This is a genomic window from Ruegeria pomeroyi DSS-3 (genome assembly GCF_000011965.2).
GTDB classification, from domain to species: Bacteria; Pseudomonadota; Alphaproteobacteria; order Rhodobacterales; family Rhodobacteraceae; genus Ruegeria_B; species Ruegeria_B pomeroyi.
Window position 1 is genome coordinate 1 of record NC_006569.1, and the last position, 16,723, is coordinate 16,723.

19 protein-coding genes and 1 riboswitch are annotated in these 16,723 nt (G+C 64.9%); of the genes, 15 read left to right on the plus strand and 4 right to left on the minus strand.

Translation table 11 applies throughout. The features are described 5' to 3' along the window. The gene (locus SPO_RS19780; protein ID WP_011241785.1) at positions 1–798 is read left to right on the plus strand and encodes a phytanoyl-CoA dioxygenase family protein; all 798 of its coding nucleotides are present in this window, start codon (positions 1–3) and stop codon (positions 796–798) included. 73 nt (positions 799–871) lie between these two features. Here the strand turns inward: SPO_RS19780 and SPO_RS19785 are convergent, their stop codons facing one another. Next, complete coding sequence (locus SPO_RS19785; RefSeq protein WP_044029484.1) at positions 872–1,738, minus strand: hypothetical protein; 867 nt, start codon at positions 1,736–1,738, stop codon at positions 872–874. 134 nt (positions 1,739–1,872) lie between these two features. Between SPO_RS19785 and miaB the strand changes: the two genes are divergently transcribed. Beyond that, the gene (gene miaB, locus SPO_RS19790; protein WP_044029485.1) at positions 1,873–3,192 is read left to right on the plus strand and encodes a tRNA (N6-isopentenyl adenosine(37)-C2)-methylthiotransferase MiaB; all 1,320 of its coding nucleotides are present in this window, start codon (positions 1,873–1,875) and stop codon (positions 3,190–3,192) included. A 12-nt stretch (positions 3,193–3,204) separates the two neighbouring features. Here the strand turns inward: miaB and SPO_RS22975 are convergent, their stop codons facing one another. Further along, complete coding sequence (locus SPO_RS22975) at positions 3,205–3,528, minus strand: hypothetical protein (protein ID WP_044029486.1); 324 nt, start codon at positions 3,526–3,528, stop codon at positions 3,205–3,207. A 473-nt stretch (positions 3,529–4,001) separates the two neighbouring features. Between SPO_RS22975 and SPO_RS19800 the strand changes: the two genes are divergently transcribed. The 13 genes from SPO_RS19800 (at position 4,002) to SPO_RS19860 (ending at position 14,890) form a co-directional block, all read left to right on the plus strand. After that, entirely contained in the window at positions 4,002–4,568 is a 567-nt protein-coding gene (locus SPO_RS19800) for an OmpA family protein (RefSeq protein WP_414706019.1), read from the plus strand. Positions 4,569–4,578: 10 nt separating this feature from the next. Next, positions 4,579–4,872: a hypothetical protein gene (locus tag SPO_RS19805; protein WP_011241790.1), complete on the plus strand. Its 294-nt coding sequence runs from the start codon at positions 4,579–4,581 to the stop codon at positions 4,870–4,872. Positions 4,873–5,009: 137 nt separating this feature from the next. Beyond that, positions 5,010–6,020 carry a PhoH family protein gene (locus tag SPO_RS19810; RefSeq protein ID WP_011241791.1) on the plus strand — a complete coding sequence of 337 codons (1,011 nt, stop codon included), beginning with the start codon at positions 5,010–5,012 and terminating at the stop codon, positions 6,018–6,020. 13 nt (positions 6,021–6,033) lie between these two features. Further along, entirely contained in the window at positions 6,034–6,411 is a 378-nt protein-coding gene (locus SPO_RS19815) for a hypothetical protein (RefSeq protein ID WP_011241792.1), read from the plus strand. Next, the gene (gene ybeY / locus SPO_RS19820) at positions 6,408–6,905 is read left to right on the plus strand and encodes an rRNA maturation RNase YbeY (RefSeq protein WP_011241793.1); all 498 of its coding nucleotides are present in this window, start codon (positions 6,408–6,410) and stop codon (positions 6,903–6,905) included. The genes SPO_RS19815 and ybeY overlap by 4 nt, the downstream gene beginning before the upstream one ends. A gap of 33 nt (positions 6,906–6,938) precedes the next feature. Beyond that, positions 6,939–7,826 carry a hemolysin family protein gene (locus SPO_RS19825; protein ID WP_011241794.1) on the plus strand — a complete coding sequence of 296 codons (888 nt, stop codon included), beginning with the start codon at positions 6,939–6,941 and terminating at the stop codon, positions 7,824–7,826. Then, a complete protein-coding gene (gene lnt, locus SPO_RS19830) occupies positions 7,823–9,340 on the plus strand; it encodes an apolipoprotein N-acyltransferase (RefSeq protein ID WP_011241795.1) in 1,518 nt (505 codons plus the stop codon). Before SPO_RS19825 ends, lnt begins: the two co-directional genes overlap by 4 nt. A 31-nt stretch (positions 9,341–9,371) precedes the next feature. Continuing rightward, positions 9,372–9,422, plus strand: a riboswitch (SAM-SAH riboswitch). A gap of 6 nt (positions 9,423–9,428) precedes the next feature. Continuing rightward, positions 9,429–10,610: a methionine adenosyltransferase gene (metK, locus tag SPO_RS19835; RefSeq protein ID WP_011241796.1), complete on the plus strand. Its 1,182-nt coding sequence runs from the start codon at positions 9,429–9,431 to the stop codon at positions 10,608–10,610. Positions 10,611–10,679: 69 nt separating this feature from the next. Then, entirely contained in the window at positions 10,680–11,192 is a 513-nt protein-coding gene (locus SPO_RS19840; RefSeq protein ID WP_011241797.1) for a DNA topology modulation kinase FlaR, read from the plus strand. Between the two features lie 151 nt (positions 11,193–11,343). Then, positions 11,344–12,009 (plus strand): hypothetical protein, encoded by a 666-nt coding sequence (locus tag SPO_RS19845; RefSeq protein WP_011241798.1) that lies wholly within the window; start codon positions 11,344–11,346, stop codon positions 12,007–12,009. 60 nt (positions 12,010–12,069) lie between these two features. Next, positions 12,070–12,783, plus strand: a complete 714-nt coding sequence (gene trmB, locus SPO_RS19850) for a tRNA (guanine(46)-N(7))-methyltransferase TrmB (protein WP_011241799.1) — start codon at positions 12,070–12,072, stop codon at positions 12,781–12,783. Between the two features lie 146 nt (positions 12,784–12,929). Then, a complete protein-coding gene (aroA, locus tag SPO_RS19855; protein WP_011241800.1) occupies positions 12,930–14,276 on the plus strand; it encodes a 3-phosphoshikimate 1-carboxyvinyltransferase in 1,347 nt (448 codons plus the stop codon). Next, the gene (locus SPO_RS19860; RefSeq protein ID WP_011241801.1) at positions 14,273–14,890 is read left to right on the plus strand and encodes a (d)CMP kinase; all 618 of its coding nucleotides are present in this window, start codon (positions 14,273–14,275) and stop codon (positions 14,888–14,890) included. Before aroA ends, SPO_RS19860 begins: the two co-directional genes overlap by 4 nt. Before the next feature lie 51 nt (positions 14,891–14,941). On the opposite strand, the gene SPO_RS19865 is transcribed toward SPO_RS19860, so the two are convergent. Next, complete coding sequence (locus SPO_RS19865; protein WP_011241802.1) at positions 14,942–15,421, minus strand: YHS domain-containing (seleno)protein; 480 nt, start codon at positions 15,419–15,421, stop codon at positions 14,942–14,944. A 151-nt stretch (positions 15,422–15,572) separates the two neighbouring features. Then, positions 15,573–16,718, minus strand: coding sequence for a DUF819 family protein (locus SPO_RS19870; RefSeq protein ID WP_011241803.1), 1,146 nt, complete (start codon positions 16,716–16,718; stop codon positions 15,573–15,575). Positions 16,719–16,723: the final 5 nt, after the last annotated feature.

Sequence of the window (16,723 nt, forward strand, 5' to 3'; positions counted from 1 at the left end):
ATGCCCCACCCGCTTGTTACGCCCGAGATGATCGAGACCTTTCAGCGCGATGGCGTTGTGCTGATCCGGGGTCTGTTCGCCGATCATGTGGAAACGCTGCGGGCCGGGGTAGCCGCCAATATGGCGGCACCCGGCCCCTATGCCTCGGACAACCGCAAGGAGGGGCACACGGGCCTGTTCTTTGACGACTATTGCAACTGGGAGCGTATCCCCGAGTTTCGCGAGGTGATCGAGACCTCGCCCGCCGCCGAGGTGGCCGCCGAGCTGATGCAGTCCAAAACCGTGCAGATGTTCCACGACCACGTGCTGGTCAAGGAACCGGGTACCTCGATGGCGACGCCCTGGCACCAGGACGGGCCCTATTACTTTGTCGAGGGGCGCCAGACCGTCAGCTTCTGGTCGCCGCTCGACGCGGTGAGCGAGGCGACGCTGCGCTGTGTGGCCGGGTCGCATCGCTGGGAGAAGGAGGTTCTGCCGACACGCTGGGTGTCAGAGGAGGGGTTCTTTGCCGATGAGGGCCAATACATGCCGGTGCCCGACCCCGAGGCCGAGGGGATGCGGATCGTCGAGTTCGAGATGGCGCCGGGCGATGCGGTGGCCTTTGATTACCGCACCCTGCACGGCGCGCGCGGCAACCGCTCCACGGCCCGCAGACGGGCCTTCTCGCTGAGGCTGCTGGGCGACGATGCGCGCTATGTAGAGCGTCCCGGTCGCACCTCGCCACCCTATCCGGGGCATGACATGGTGCCGGGTCAGCGCCTGCGCGAGGATTGGTTCCCCGTCCTGCTGAAGCGCTAGCGGGGGGCGCTGCCCTCGGCGCTGGCGCGCCTCGCCCGGGGCATTTGTGGCGAAATGAAGGGTCAGGGCCGGGTCAGAACCACTGTCCCGGTTCCATCAGGCCCAGATCGAGCAGCTGGCGCGAATGCCACTCGAAGGGCGTCGAATTGTGCCAGCGGAAGCTCTGGATCTCGAAGGTCGATCCGGGGTTCTTTTTCAGCGCCTTGGCCGTGCGGAAGGAGCAGATTGCCGCTGTCAGGTTATGGTGCCAGGGGCAGGCATAGGTGTTGTATTCCTGATCGTCGAACGTGTGGTCGGGCTGCAGATGCAGGCCGGGCGCCGATCTGAACAGCGCGATCCGGTCGATCTTGCGGCTGTCCTTGGGGATATGTTCCTCGTAGCGCCAGCGCACGCCGCCGAAGAAATCGAGCTGGCGTTCGCGCGGATGGCCGGTCTCGGGTTCTTTGCGGGCCTGGGCGTAATAGCCGGACTTGTCCAGAAAGGCGCGGTCGAGCGAGACGCCGATGGGAAAGGCCCCCAGATCGTCGGCATAAAGGTCGATCACATAGGTCAGCATGGCATCGCGCCGCTCTTCGCCGTGAAAGGCCAGCATCTCGCCGATGCTGCGCGTCTCGCAGAACGGGTAGAACAGGTATTCGGCGTTAAAGCAGTAATACATCCAGATGCCCGGTGCCGCCGCGATGATGCGGTTGATGGCATTGGTCACCGCCAGGCGCGGTCCGCAATCAAACGGGATGCGATGTACCCGGCTTTCGACATCGGGGGGCAGGGTAAAGGCATCGGGCATCAGGGCCAGCACCGATTTGAACCCGCATTGGATGTGGTGGCGCATGGTGGTGGCCAGCTCTACATCATCCTCGACAAAGATCATCGCCACCGGACCCTTGGCCAGAGCGGCGCCGCCGGTCTTGAGGAAATGATCGAATGAGGCGTATTCCATGCCTGTCCAGCCTGCCTTGCTTATCTGCCTGTCTGGCATTCTGGGGCAATTTCGGTTAATTGCGCGTGCATTGCAAGCGGCGCCCGAACCCTGTAGAGGCCGCCGCTGATCCCGCGAAAGCAAAGGCCCGTCCGATGTCCGACCCCAAGAAGCTGTTTATCAAGACCTATGGCTGTCAGATGAACGTCTATGACAGCGAGCGCATGGCCGAAGCGCTTGGCGGGCAGGGCTATGTCGAGACGCAGAGCGCCGAAGACGCCGACATGATCCTGCTTAACACCTGCCATATCCGGGAAAAGGCGGCGGAAAAGGTCTATTCCGAACTGGGCCGGTTCAAGGGGCTGAAGGCCGCCAAACCCGATCTGAAGATCGGCGTGGCAGGCTGTGTCGCCCAAGCTGAGGGCGAAGAGATCATGCGCCGCCAGCCGCTGGTCGATCTGGTGGTCGGCCCGCAAAGCTATCACCGCCTGCCCGAGCTGGAGGCCAAGACGCGCGCCGGGGAGAAGGCGCTGGACACCGATTTTCCCGAGGAAGACAAGTTCGAGAAGCTGAAAGGCCGCCCCAAGGCGAAACGCGGTCCGACCGCCTTCCTGACCGTGCAGGAAGGGTGTGACAAGTTCTGCGCCTTTTGCGTGGTGCCCTATACCCGGGGCGCCGAGGTGAGCCGCCCCGCCGACCGGATCCTGCGCGAGGCGAACGAGCTGGTCGAACGCGGCGTGCGCGAGATCACTCTGCTGGGTCAGAACGTCAACGCCTATCACGGCGCAGGTCCCAACGGCGACATGACGCTGGCCGGGCTGATCTGGGAGCTGGACAAGATCGACGGGCTGGAGCGCATCCGCTTTACCACCAGCCACCCCAATGACATGGCCGATGACCTGATCGAGGCGCATGGCACCTGTGCCAAGCTGATGCCGTACCTGCACCTGCCGGTGCAGGCGGGGTCGGACAAGATCCTGAAACGGATGAACCGCAGCCATACCGCCGAAAGCTATCTGCGGTTGATCGAGCGCATCCGCGCCGCCCGCCCCGATATCGTGATGTCGGGCGATTTCATCGTCGGCTTCCCCGAAGAGACCGAGGCCGATTTCCAGGACACGCTCGATCTGGTCGAGCAGGTCCGCTATGGCTATGCCTATTCGTTCAAATACTCGACCCGCCCGGGCACCCCGGCGGCCGAGCGCGCGCAGGTCGACCCTGCCGAGGCCGACGATCGCCTGCAACGGTTGCAGGCGGTGATCACCCGCCACCAGCGCGAGATCCAGGACGGCATGGTTGGCCGCGAGGTCAGCGTGCTGTTTGAAAAGCCGGGCCGCCAGCCCGGCCAGATGGTCGGCAAAAGCGAATACCTGCACGCGGTGCACGTGCAGGATCCCGGGCTTGAGGCCGGGCAGATCGCCCGGGTGCGGATTGTCGCCTCGGGGGCCAACTCGCTGGCTGGCGAGCTGGCCTGAGCCGATATCGGATCAGTGCGACGGCGGCGTCTTGGCGACGATCTGGAGCAGAGACGAGCGCATGTAATCGTGCTGACCCACGCCCCATTCGTCACGGCAGATGCGCTCGCCGATGGCATGCGCCTCGGGATAGGTATACCCCATCCGCACCAGATCCTCGACAAACACGGCGTTGGGCCGATCCCAGATCACACTGCTGGTCGGTCCGCGAAAGCAGCTGATGGTGATGTTATGGACATCCGACCCCGGTTTGGTCGGGCGCTGTTGCGCCTCGGGTGACGTCGCCACGACAGCGGTTAGCGCCAGGACAGCCCCGGCGCGCAGATAGGCTTTCATGTCAATACCCCCACGTCTGACAAGAAATATGTACCACCGCCACACAGCCGATGACGGTGCACCGGTCCCGGAGAGGGGCCGACGGGATGATGCTAGCCGATCCGGGAGAGTCGCGGAAGCCGCCTCCGAAGGGGGGTGATCGCCTTCGATTGTCAACCAAAACGGGTGTAATTCCGATCCCTGGGCGCATCTGTTTCCAATGGTTCTGCAATCCCTTTGTCGGGAGGCAGGGTGGGGCAAGCGCAAGCGCGAGAATCGGTGCGGGCAGCGTCGGCAAATTCCGGGTGAGGGCCACCGATTCGTGACAATTCCCGGTAATCACTGGTGAGTGTCGACAAATTCACCACAATATATGGTGGATTTCGCTTCACAAAAATGTCGAATTTTCCTAAGCTTGCAGTAGTTTCGCGTCTGGTGGCCGGCGCTGATCCGCCGATCGCCGACAGTGGGGGAACTCAGGTGAGGGATTTTCGGTGACTGATTTGAAATTCAAGAGCGTGGCTGCCGCGCTTGCAACCGTCCTTGCGCTGACCGGGCTCACGACAGCTCCGGCCACCGCTCAATCCACCCGGACCGTGATCGGGGAACGCTATGTTCCGACCATCTGGGTCGATCCGGATGGATGTGAACATTGGGTTATGGATGACGGCGCCGAGGGTTTCATGACCCCCCATGTCCGCCGCGACGGAACCCCGGTCTGCCGCCGGGGTGCGCTGTGCGGCACGATGCCCGCGGACCAGTTCTTTGCAACCGACAGCTACCGTATCTCGTCCGAGGGGCAGGCGCGGCTGCGCCAGTTCTTCCAGGAGACCGGCGCCAACGGCTATATCATCACCGGACATACCGACAGCCGGGCCTCGGACGCCTATAACCTGCGTCTTTCGGTCAACCGGGCCAATTCGGTGGCGCGGGTGGGCCGTGCTACGGGAGCCCGCATCGTCGATGTGCGCGGCTATGGCGAGCGTGATCCGCGCGTTCCCAATACCAGCGCCGCCAACATGGCGCAGAACCGCCGCGTCGAAATCATCTGCGTGAATTGAGGAGAGCGACATGAAACTGATCAAGGGAATCGCCCTTCTCGCGGCTCTGGGCGGGCTTGCCGCCTGCGAGGCCACCGACAAGACCCGTGACCGTGGCATCGACGCCAAGGACCTGTCGCAGCTCAAGGCGGGTATCTGGGTCGATCCGACCGGCTGCCAGCACTGGATCATCGACGACGGTCTCGAAGGCTATCTGTCGCAGCGGATGGACCGCAACGGCAAGCCGGTCTGCGACGACTCGCTGCCCAAGGGCGTGGCCACCGGCCCGTTCAAGAAAGGTTCGAACATCGTCGACGCAATCTAAGCGCCCGACATGGCATCAGGGCCGCCCCTTGGGGCGGCCTTTTTTGTTTCAAACAGGTGAAAATTTTGCGGTCCCGCTTGCACCGACCGCAATATCTTGGCTACGCTTGTCTCAGGACTGCGATAACAGGAGAGCGGATGGCCATCAGCGCCCTCACACCACCGCAAGACAGCAGCACCCCCGCGGAGCTGCAACTGGAATTCCCCGACAACCGGCTGTTGATAGATTTATGCGGCGAGCATGACCGCCACCTGGTGCTGATCGAACAGGTGCTGGGGGTGCAGATCGTGCGGCGCGGCAATCTGCTGTCGGTGCTGGGCGAGGACGGCGCGCGTGACCGCGCCGCCGAGGTGCTGGAGGCGCTGTACGAGCGGCTGCAATCGGGCCGCCCGGTCGAAGGCGCCGATGTGGACCGCGAATTGCGCATGGGTCGGGGCGAAGAGGCCAAGGACACGCCGGCGGAGGACCAGCTGGAGATGTTCCTGGGCGGCCGGATCGAGATCAAGACCCGCAAGAAGCCGGTCGAGCCGCGCACTGACGCGCAAAAGGCCTATGTCAAATCGCTGTTCGAGAACGAACTGGCCTTTGGCATCGGTCCGGCGGGCACCGGCAAGACCTATCTGGCGGTGGCGGTGGGCGTGTCCATGTTCATCAACGGGCTGGTCGACCGCATTGTCCTCAGCCGGCCCGCGGTCGAGGCGGGGGAAAAGCTGGGCTATCTGCCGGGCGACATGAAGGACAAGGTCGACCCCTATATGCAGCCGCTCTATGACGCGCTGAACGATTTCCTGCCGGGCAAGCAGGTCGCCAAGCTGATCGAGGAAAAGAAGATCGAGATCGCGCCGCTGGCCTTCATGCGCGGGCGCACGCTGGCCAATGCCTTTGTGGTGCTGGACGAGGCGCAGAACGCCACCACCATGCAGATGAAGATGTTCCTGACCCGTCTGGGCGAGGGCAGCCGCATGGTGATCACCGGCGACCGCAGCCAGGTCGACTTGCCGCGCGGGGTGACCTCGGGCTTGTCCGATGCCGAACGGCTGTTGAAACCGGTGCCGGGCATCAGCTTCAACTACTTCACCTCCAAGGATGTGGTGCGTCATCCGCTTGTGGCCGCGATCATCGAGGCTTATGAGGCCGACACGGGCTGAACGGAGCGGGCGAGTGATCAGAATTGCGGGGTTTGTAGCGGCGGTGCTGACGCTGGTCTGGGCATTGGTGCATGCATTTGTCGGCGGCGCCGAAACAGCAACCCCGCTGCTGCACTCTGCCCTGCCAGAGGTTGCCCGCGGGACCGGCTGGCTGGTCTGGCAGTTCATGACCGGGCTGTTGCTGGTGATGTCGGCGATGCTGGCCTGGGGGACTCGCGCGCGCAACGCGGCGCTGCTTTGGGCCGCATCGGCACAGGCGGCGATGCTTGCGTTGCTGGGCATCGTCCTGGTTCCCGCGATCGGCATGAGCTATGGCCTGTTGCCGCAGGGTTGGCTGTTTCTGCCCGTCGCGCTGCTGGGCGTGGTGGCGGCACGGGGCGCGGCACGATGACGCTGGATCTGACACTCGAGGACCCGCGCTGGACCATCCTGCCGCCGCTGGCGGACAGGGCGATCTCGGCAACGCTGGCGCAGATGGGGCTGGACCCGGAGCTTTGCGAAATCAGCCTGCTGGGATGCGACGATGCCCGCATTACCGCGCTGAACGCCGAGTTCCGTGAAAAACCCTCTCCGACCAATGTGTTGAGCTGGCCGGCCGAGGATCTGGCCGCCGAAACGCCGGGTGGCACGCCGCTTGCGCCCGAACCCGATTTCACCGGCGCCGTCCCGCTGGGCGACATTGCCATTGCCTTTGACACCTGCCAGCGCGAGGCCGATGCCGCCGGCAAACCCATCGCCGACCACGTGACGCATCTGATCGTTCATGGTCTGTTACATCTGCTGGGCTACGATCACATCCGTGACGAAGACGCCACGCTGATGGAGGGTTTGGAAACCCGCATACTTGGCAATCTCGGTATTGATGACCCATATACTATGGAGTGAGGGGCCGCAGGGCCTCGTTTTGGAACAGGATTGATGGGCGACATAGAAGGCAGTTCTAGCGCAGCGCAGAGCGCGCAGCCGGAGGAAACCGGCGAAACGAACGCAGACAAGACAGGGTTTTTCACCCGTATCATGGATGCATTTTCATCCGGTGAAAGCCAGCAGGAACCAACCCTTGGCGGGGCCTCGGCCGCACCTGTTCCGGTGCCGGGCATCCTCAACCTGCGCCGGATGCGGGTCGAGGATGTGGCGATCCCGACCGCCGAGATCGTGTCGGTGCCGCTGACCGTCTCCAAGGAAGAGCTGGTACATGTGTTTCGAGACAGCGGCATGACCCGGATTCCTGTCTATGAAAACACGCTCGATACGCCGCTGGGCTTCGTGCATCTCAAGGATTTCGCGCTGACCCACGGGTTCAACGGCAACTCGACACAGTTCGACCTGCGCTCGATGCTGCGCCCGCTGCTGTTTGTGCCGCCGTCGATGCCGATCGGCGTTCTTCTGGCCAAGATGCAGACCGAGCGCCGCCATATGGCGCTGGTGATCGACGAATATGGCGGCGTCGACGGGCTGCTCACTATCGAGGACCTGATCGAACAGGTGGTCGGCGAGATCGAGGACGAGCACGATACCGACGAGGCGCAGACCTGGGTCAAGGAACGGCCCGGCTGCTATATCGCGCAGGCGCGCACGCCGCTTGACGAGTTCGAGACCGAGATCGGGCGCTCGCTGACCAATCACGAGGATGTCGACGAGGAAGAGATCGACACGCTGGGTGGGCTGGTCTTCATGCTGTCGGGCCGGGTGCCGGCGCGGGGCGAGGTGGTGCCGCATCCCGACGGGGTCGAATTCGAAGTGATTGATGCCGATCCGCGCAGGATCAAGCGCTTGCGGGTGATGATCCCCGACGCCGCCGAATGAGTTTACTTGCCGGTTGGTATCTGTGGCAGCGCATGATGCTGGCGCTGGGTCTGGGGGCCGTGGCGGCGCTGGGGCTCGCACCGATGTCGCTGTGGCTGGCCACGATCGGCGCCTTGCTGGCGCTGCCCGCGCTGTTTCTGGCGTCGCCGGGATGGCGTCAGGCGGCCTGGACGGGATGGGCCTTTGCCACCGGCTATTTCGGACACGCACTGGCCTGGATTGTTGAACCGTTTCTGGTGGATGTGGCGCGTCATGGCTGGATGGCGCCGTTTGCGCTGGTGCTGATGGCGGGCGGGCTGGCCCTGTTCTGGGCTGCCGCATTTGCGCTGGCGGCGGCGCCCGCGCGGGGGCCGGAACGCCGGGTGATGCTGCTGGTGCTGACGTTGAGCCTCGCCGAGATGGCGCGCGGCTATGTCTTTACCGGATTTCCCTGGGCCGGTCTGGCGCAGATCTGGGTCGAGACCGATGCCGCGCTGCTGCTGGCCTGGACCGGCCCGCATGGGCTGGCGCTGGCGACACTGGCGGCGGTGTTGCCGCCCGGTGTTGCGCTGGCGCGCGGTCTGGGCGGGCGGGCGTTGCTGTTGCGCTGCGTTCCCGCGCTGGCGTTGGGGCTGGCGATACTGGCCGTGGATGGCGCGCGCGTTCCGCTCGAAGGCTCTGGCAAGGTGGTGCGTCTGGTGCAGCCCAACGCGCCGCAGCACCAGAAATGGGATCCCGATTGGTACCCGCTCTTTCTGGAGCGCCAGATCCGCTTTACCGCCGCGGGCACAGCGCCCGATCTGGTGGTCTGGCCGGAATCGGCACTGCCCTACTGGCTGGATGACGCCGGCCCGGTGCTGGAACGGATCGCCGCCGCTGCGCGCGGCACCCCGGTACTGCTCGGGGCCAACCGGGCCGAAGGCCCGCGTATCTATAACGCACTTGCGCTGATCGGGGCGGGCGGGCGGATCGAGGCCACTTACGACAAGCACCACCTTGTCCCTTTCGGGGAATATGTCCCGCTTGGCGATCTGCTGGAACAATTCGGCATCTCGGGGTTTGCCACCCGCAGCGGGCGTGGCTTCAGCGCGGGGCCGGGCCCGGTTACGCTGGCGATCCCGGGGATCGGTGCGGCGCTGCCGTTGATCTGTTACGAGGCGGTGTTCCCCCGCGACGCGCGCGGTACCGCCGAACGTCCCCGACTGCTGGTGCAGGCGACCAATGACGCGTGGTTCGGTACCTGGGCCGGCCCCTATCAGCATCTTGCTCAGGCGCGGATGCGGGCGATCGAGCAGGGGCTGCCGATGGTGCGGGTGGCCAATACCGGTGTCTCGGCGATGATCGACCCCCAGGGTCGCATCACGGCCGCCTTGGCCTTGGGGCGCGAGGGCTATCTGGATGTGGACCTGCCGCCTGCGCTGGCGCCAACCGTTTATGGCCGCACTGGGGATCTGCCGCTGCTGGTGACCCTGCTGGTTCTATTGGCTGCGGCAGCGCGGATACAGGGTCGCAACCTGTTGCCAAATAGCGATTGACCTTGCCAATGGCCCCGCGTATCCCGGCTTGGACCTGCCACAACGGCTTCCTGGCGTGGCGAGGGAAACCTTCAATGGAGCACTTTTCATGTCCCGACAGAACTATATCTTCACTTCGGAATCCGTTTCCGAAGGGCACCCGGACAAGGTGTGCGACCGCATTTCCGATGCTGTTCTCGACGCCTTTCTGACCGAGGAGCCCGAGGCGCGTGTTGCCTGCGAAACCTTTGCCACCACCAATCGCGTCGTGATCGGCGGCGAGGTGGGCCTGTCCGATCAGGCCAAGCTGCGCGAATACATGGGCCGGATCGACCAGATCGCCCGGGACTGTATCAAGGATATCGGCTACGAGCAGGACAAGTTCCACCACGAGACGGTGGAGATAACCAACCTGCTGCACGAACAATCGGCCCATATCGCCCAGGGCGTCAATGCCGCCGAGGGCAAGGACGAGGGGGCCGGCGATCAGGGCATCATGTTCGGCTATGCCACCACCGAAACACCGGCATTGATGCCGGCGCCGATCCAGTACAGCCATGCCATCCTGCGCCGCCTGGCCGAAGTGCGCAAGAACGGCACCGAACCGGCGCTGGGGCCGGACGCGAAATCGCAGCTGTCGGTGATCTATCGTGACGGCATGCCGGTCGGCGTCTCGTCGCTGGTGCTGTCGACCCAGCATCTGGACCCCGATCTGACCAGCGCCGATATCCGCGCCATCGTCGAACCCTATATCCGCGAGGTCCTTCCCGAGGGCTGGCTGAGTGCCGACACTGTCTGGCATGTCAATCCGACCGGCAAGTTCGTGATCGGCGGCCCCGATGGCGACGCCGGTCTGACCGGGCGCAAGATCATCGTCGACACCTATGGCGGTGCCGCGCCCCATGGCGGTGGTGCCTTCTCGGGCAAGGATCCGACCAAGGTGGACCGCTCGGCCGCCTATGCCGCGCGCTACCTGGCCAAGAACGTGGTCGCTGCCGGTCTGGCCGACAAATGCACCATCCAGCTGAGCTATGCCATCGGCGTGTCCAAACCGCTGTCGATCTATGCCGATACCCATGGCACCGGCGACATCGCCCCGGCGGCGATCGAGAAGGCCATCGACACGGTGATGGATCTGACCCCGCGCGGCATCCGCACCCATCTGGGCCTGAACAAGCCGATTTACGAGCGCACCGCCGCTTATGGCCATTTCGGCCGCGAGCCCGAGGCCGATGGCGGCTTCAGCTGGGAGCGCACCGATCTGGCCGAGGCGCTGAAAAAGGCGGTCTGAACCGGTTTCATTGATTAAGCTGAACGGGCGGCTTAAAGGCCGCCCGTTCCGCATTGGTGAGGGCGAGTGATGCAGAGGATCATGGTGATCGGCGGGCCGGGATCGGGCAAGTCCACGCTTGGCCGCAAGCTTGGCGCGCGGCTGGGACTTCCGGTGGTGCATATGGATCCGATCTATTGGCTGGGCGATTGGGTCGAGCGCGACAAGGCCGAAGCAATGCGAATGGCCAAGGAGGTCGCCGACGGTTCGCAATGGGTGTTTGAGGGCAACCATTTCGCGTCGATGGCGTACCGGGCGGAGCGTGCCGATCTGATCGTGTTCCTCGATATGCCCCGCGTTCTGCGCATGTGGCGGATTCTGTGGCGGTCGCTGCGCTACTACGGGCGCACCCGGCCGGATATGGGGCCGAACTGTCCCGAGCGGTTTAACCGTGCCTTTCTTAAGTTCTGCTGGACCTATGACCGCGAGGGACGTTTGCGCGCACTTGGCTTCGTCGACGACTGGCGCGACCGACGTCGCGTTCGCATTCTGACATCGCGGCGGCAGGTCGCGGCATTTCTGGTCGAAATTGACCGGCAGTGAAACGCCCGGATGCGGCATCGTCTTGTGCCCGGCGCAACGTGATCGACGACAGGGCGGCCAGGTGGTCGCCCTTTTTCGTTGACCCGGGGTGTTTGCGCTTGACCCGCACGGCGTGGTTTTTCACCTTTGGCAAGGAAGACGGAGACCGCATATGCGCCAGTTTGCACGCTATACGCTTATCGCCGCGCTGACGCTTGGCTCTGCGCTGATGGCGCATGCGGAAGAGGACGACCTGGTGTTTCGGGTCGATGGCGAGACCCTGGTCTATGACACCACACGCGGTGACGAGGCGGGTGGCACCGACGATATCGAGGTGGCCCATGTCGACCGCCTGCTGGCGCTTCTGCGTCAGAACCCCGAGATCCGGGTACTTGATCTCAATAGCACCGGCGGCAGTCTTTATGCCGGGCGCGAGATGGCGCGGATCGTGCTGGATTTCGACCTCGACACCCTGGTGTCGGGCGAATGTTTCAGCTCTTGCGTGCGCATCTTTCTGGCCGGGGCCGGGCGGCGGATGCTGCTGGGCGCCAAGATCGGCTTTCACCAGACCACCTGGTCGCCCGGGTCGGTCGAGGAGTATTACAACGCCAACCGCGACTCGGACGGCTGGGGCACCCCGTTCGATTTTGCGTCATGGGTCTATGAGGATACCCAGACCGAGGTGCATGACGACCTGATCTATATGATCGACCGGGGCGTGGATGCGGAATTCGCCGTGCGCACCAAGGGCGTGCGCGCGGACGACAGCTGGTACCCCTCGCGGCTGGAGCTGACGCGCGCCGGGGTGCTGCGCGAGCGGCTGCGTGACGCTGAATGAGCGGCCAGGCCCCCAGGCAGACCCTTGCACCGGGCGCGCGGGCGCAGTAACCCCGCGGCCATGAGCAAGACGACACCTGACCGCCCGCGCCGCAACTTCTATGGCCGCATCAAGGGCAAGACCCTGAAACCGAACCAGCGGACCTATCTGGACGAGGACCTGACGCCGCTGGCGCCCGGCCCGGTGAGCTGGCAGGACAATCCCACCCGCCAGCCGCTGGATCTGAACGCGCTGTTTGGCGGTCGCGAGACCTGGCTGGAGATCGGCTTTGGCGGCGGCGAGCACCTGGTGCATCAGGCGGCCTCGAACCCCGGTATCGGCATTATCGGCGCGGAACCCTATATCAACGGGGTGGCGATGCTGTTGGGCAAGATCCGGGCGGCGGGCGGAGACAATGTGCGGGTGCATCCCGGCGATGTGCGCGACCTGTTCGATGTGCTGCCGGCACAGAGCATTTCGCGCGCTTTCCTGCTCTATCCCGATCCCTGGCCCAAGAAACGGCATCACCGCCGCCGGTTCGTGACGCCCGAACATCTGGAGCCGCTGGCGCGCGTGCTGAAACCCGGCGCCATCTTTCGGGTGGCGACCGATATTCCCGACTATGTCCGCCAGACGCTGGAGGAAGTGCCGCGCGCCGGTTTCGAATGGCTGGCCGAGCGTCCCGCCGACTGGCGGCAGCCCTGGGGTGACTGGATCTCGACCCGGTATGAGCAGAAGGCGCTGCGCGAGGGGCGGGTGCCACATTATCTGACCTTCCGCCGGCTGGAGGGGTGAGCCAGGGGGCGCTGCCCCCCACGCCTGCGGCGCGTCCCCCGGAGTATTTCGAACCAGAAAGAAGCGGATGGTCTGCGTGCCTGTTCCCGCTGGACCCTGACTGGGCAATTGGGTAATCGCAGGGGGAGTTTTCCAAAGGAGCGCGCATGTCCGGACACGGCACCCCCATCCCGATGACCTCGCATCCCTGTGGCCCGCTGAGCGGTGTGGCCGAGGTGCCGGGCGACAAGTCGATCTCGCACCGGGCCCTGATCCTGGGCGCGATGGCGGTGGGCGAGACGCGCATCACCGGCCTCTTGGAGGGCGAGGATGTGCTGGACACCGCCAAGGCGATGCGCGCCTTTGGCGCCGAAGTGACCCGGCATGCCGATGGATCATGGTCGGTGCACGGTGTCGGCGTGGGCGGCTTTGCCGAGCCTGAGCAGGTGATCGACTGCGGTAACTCGGGCACCGGTGTGCGGCTGATCATGGGGGCGATGGCCACATCGCCCATCAGCGCGACCTTTACCGGCGATGCCAGCCTGAACAAGCGCCCGATGGCGCGGGTCACCGATCCGCTGGCGCTGTTTGGCGCGCAGGCGGTGGGTCGCGAAGGCGGCCGGCTGCCGATGACAATCGTGGGCGCCGCCGATCCGGTGCCGGTGCGTTACGAGGTGCCGGTGCCCTCGGCCCAGGTGAAATCGGCGGTGTTGCTTGCGGGCCTGAACGCACCCGGCCAGACCGTGGTGATCGAAAAAGAGGCCACCCGCGACCATTCCGAGCGGATGTTGGCGGGTTTTGGCGCCGAGGTCACGGTCGAGGATACCGATGAAGGCCGCGTCATCACCCTGACCGGGCGGCCCGAGCTGAAACCGCAGGTCATCGCCGTGCCGCGCGACCCGTCGAGCGCCGCCTTCCCGGTCTGCGCCGCGCTGATCACCCCCGGCTCGGATGTGCTGGTTCCCGGCATCGGGCTGAACCCGACGCGGGCGGGCCTCTTCACCACGCTGCGCGAGATGGGTGCCGACCTGACCTATGAGAACGAGCGCACCGAGGGGGGCGAGCCGGTGGCCGACCTGCGCGCGCGTTATTCGCCCGACATGAAGGGGATCACCGTGCCGCCCGAGCGCGCGGCCAGCATGATCGACGAATACCCGGTGCTGTCGGTGGTTGCCGCCAACGCGCAAGGCGTGACCATGATGGGTGGCGTCAAGGAGCTGCGCGTCAAGGAAAGCGACCGGATCGACGCGATGGCGCGCGGGTTGCGCGCCAATGGCGTGACCGTCGAAGAGGGCGATGACTGGTGGGCGGTACATGGTCTGGGTATCGGCAAGGTGCCGGGCGGCGGCACCTGCGAGAGCTTTCTGGATCACCGCATTGCCATGTCCTTCATGGTGATGGGCATGGGGGCTCAGGCGCCGGTTTCGGTCAACGATGGCAGCCCGATCGCCACCTCTTTCCCGATCTTCGAACCGCTGATGGGCGGTCTGGGCGCCAAGCTGGAGCGGGCATGACGTTTACGGTTGCAATCGACGGGCCCGCCGCCGCTGGCAAGGGGACGATTTCCAAAGCTGTTGCGGCGCATTTCGGTTTCGCCCATCTGGATACCGGGCTGCTCTATCGCGCGGTGGGACGCCGCACTCTGGAGGGCGAGGCGGCCGAAACGGCTGCCCGAGACTTGCGCACCGAGGATCTGGAGCGTGATGACCTGCGCACGGCCCAGGTAGCGCAGGCCGCCAGCAAGGTGGCGGTGATCGCTGAGGTGCGCGCGGCGCTGGTCGATTTCCAGCGCGCCTTTGCCCGCCGGGCCGGGGGTGCTGTGCTGGACGGGCGCGATATCGGCACCGTGATCTGCCCCGAGGCCGAGGTGAAGCTCTTCGTCACCGCCAGCGCCGAGGTGCGCGCCGAACGCCGCTATCTGGAACTGACGGCCAAGGGCCAGGACACCACGCGCGCGGCGGTTCTGGCCGATGTGCGCGAACGGGATGCGCGCGATGCCGACCGTGCCACCGCGCCGATGAAACCGGCCGAGGATGCTGTGCTGCTGGATACCAGCACGATGGACATTCCAACTGCGCTGGCCGCCGCGATTGCCGAGATCGAACGGAAGATGCCCGCGAAGGGCTAATTCCTTCGCGGGCGTGTCGGGGCGCCGGGAAGCGCGCCCCTGGGGCCGGGATCAGAGGTCGCCCACCGCGACATGCTTGATCTTGGCCCAGTTGCCATCGGCGGTGGCGGTGGTGCCTGCCACGTCCTCAAGGAACTTGTCGCGGGTGGCGGCGTTCAGGAACAGGAACAGTTTGCCATCCGCCAGGACGTATTTGTCCGGGTCGCCGTCGAACTTCTTGCCCACGGCCACGCCATAAGAGCAGAAGCCGCCGTGCTGGGGCAGATAACGCGCCGGCTCGGCCTGGAATTCCTTGAGGTTCTCTTCGGAGGTGAAATAGTAGGACGCCCCGTCGATGGTTGCCGAGTAATTGGCAAAGCCCTCGACCGGGTTGCCGTCGCGCACCAGGGTCACCAGATCGACGCCATGTGCGGCCAGCGGCGCGCCGCCTGCCGAAATGCCATTCGAGACGTTGACCTCGTCCGCGGCAAAGGCGGGGGCGGCCAGCATCGGCAGCGCAGCAATCAGGGCAGTGAGTGCGAAAGTCTTCATGTTGAGATCCTTCCAGTGTGGTTTCAACCGGGCGGATCGGCCCGGTGACCAACAGATAGAGGCCGCAACGTGAACCTGTTATGGCAGATGATCCCGAAAGAATTGCAGATCGTTCAGATGTTCGAATGATTGGCAATTTTAGGCGTTGGCCTTACATCCCTGCCGCCAGGCTTGCCACAACAACGCCCAGATAGTTGCCCACCGCATAGCCCAGGATCGCAATCGCGATGCCGGGCACCAGCAGCGCCCGGTTGCGCAGCGCACCGCAGATCACCGGGATGAAGGGCACCGACATGATCGCCGCGCCCGAGGCCACCAGATAGGTGTCGCGGTCGATCCCGAACAGGCGGCAAAGCAACGCGTGCAGCGCCATGGCCCCCAGCAGGATAAAGGCGAAATAGCCGCCAAGGGCCCAGTTCATCCCGCTCAGCACCGACAGATCCAGCAGGGTGGCCGAGCTGAGGCAGAAGATCAGGATCAGATACATGCCAAGGTGGAAGCTGGTCGTACTGGCATGCAACCGGGGAACAAAGGCGCCCAGCAGGCCGAATGTGGTGATCAGAAGGATGGTTGCGGTGCCCGACCACGTCTCGGGCAGCAGGCCGGAGAGTGCTACCGCCACACCGACACACAGACCCGCCGCGCCAAAGGCAAGCGCAGACCCTGCCAGCCCGGAACGCTGGATCAGGCGCGCATATCCGCGCGCGCTGTCATCGGCGATATGAGATGTGTTGGCCTCATGATCGCCTTGGGAATGGGGCACGAAGGGCGGCAGGATCAAGCCCGCCAGCCGCTGGCCCACCAGCACGATGACCAGCATGTAACCGATGGAAAACACGATGTCATAGGTCACCATGGTCAGAAACAGCGCGTCGCTGGCCCCGGTTGCGGATTTGATCGCACCCATGTTGACGCCGCTGCCGGTATAGGCGCCCACCGCCATGCCCGCGACCTGCGGCAGGTTCTCGACCCGGCCCTGGAACAGCAGCACCCCCAGCAGGCTGGCCACACAGACCGAGACCAGCGACAGCGCCATGGCCAGCCCGGCGCCGCGCGCCTCGGTCAGGGCGCGGCGCAGGTTGGCGGCAAACAGGATCAGCGGCAGCGCCAGCGCCACGCTTACCTCTTGCAGAGTGGTCTGTATCTGGGTGAAGGCGCTCAGGTCGAGGCTCAGCGCCAGCGCAAATCCGGTGGCAAAGGTCAGCGGCACAACGCCGATCCGGTCCAGCGCGGGTATTCGCGCCGCCAGCCAGATGATCAGCGCGGGCAGGGTCAGCAGGATCAGGGCAAACAGCATCGCGG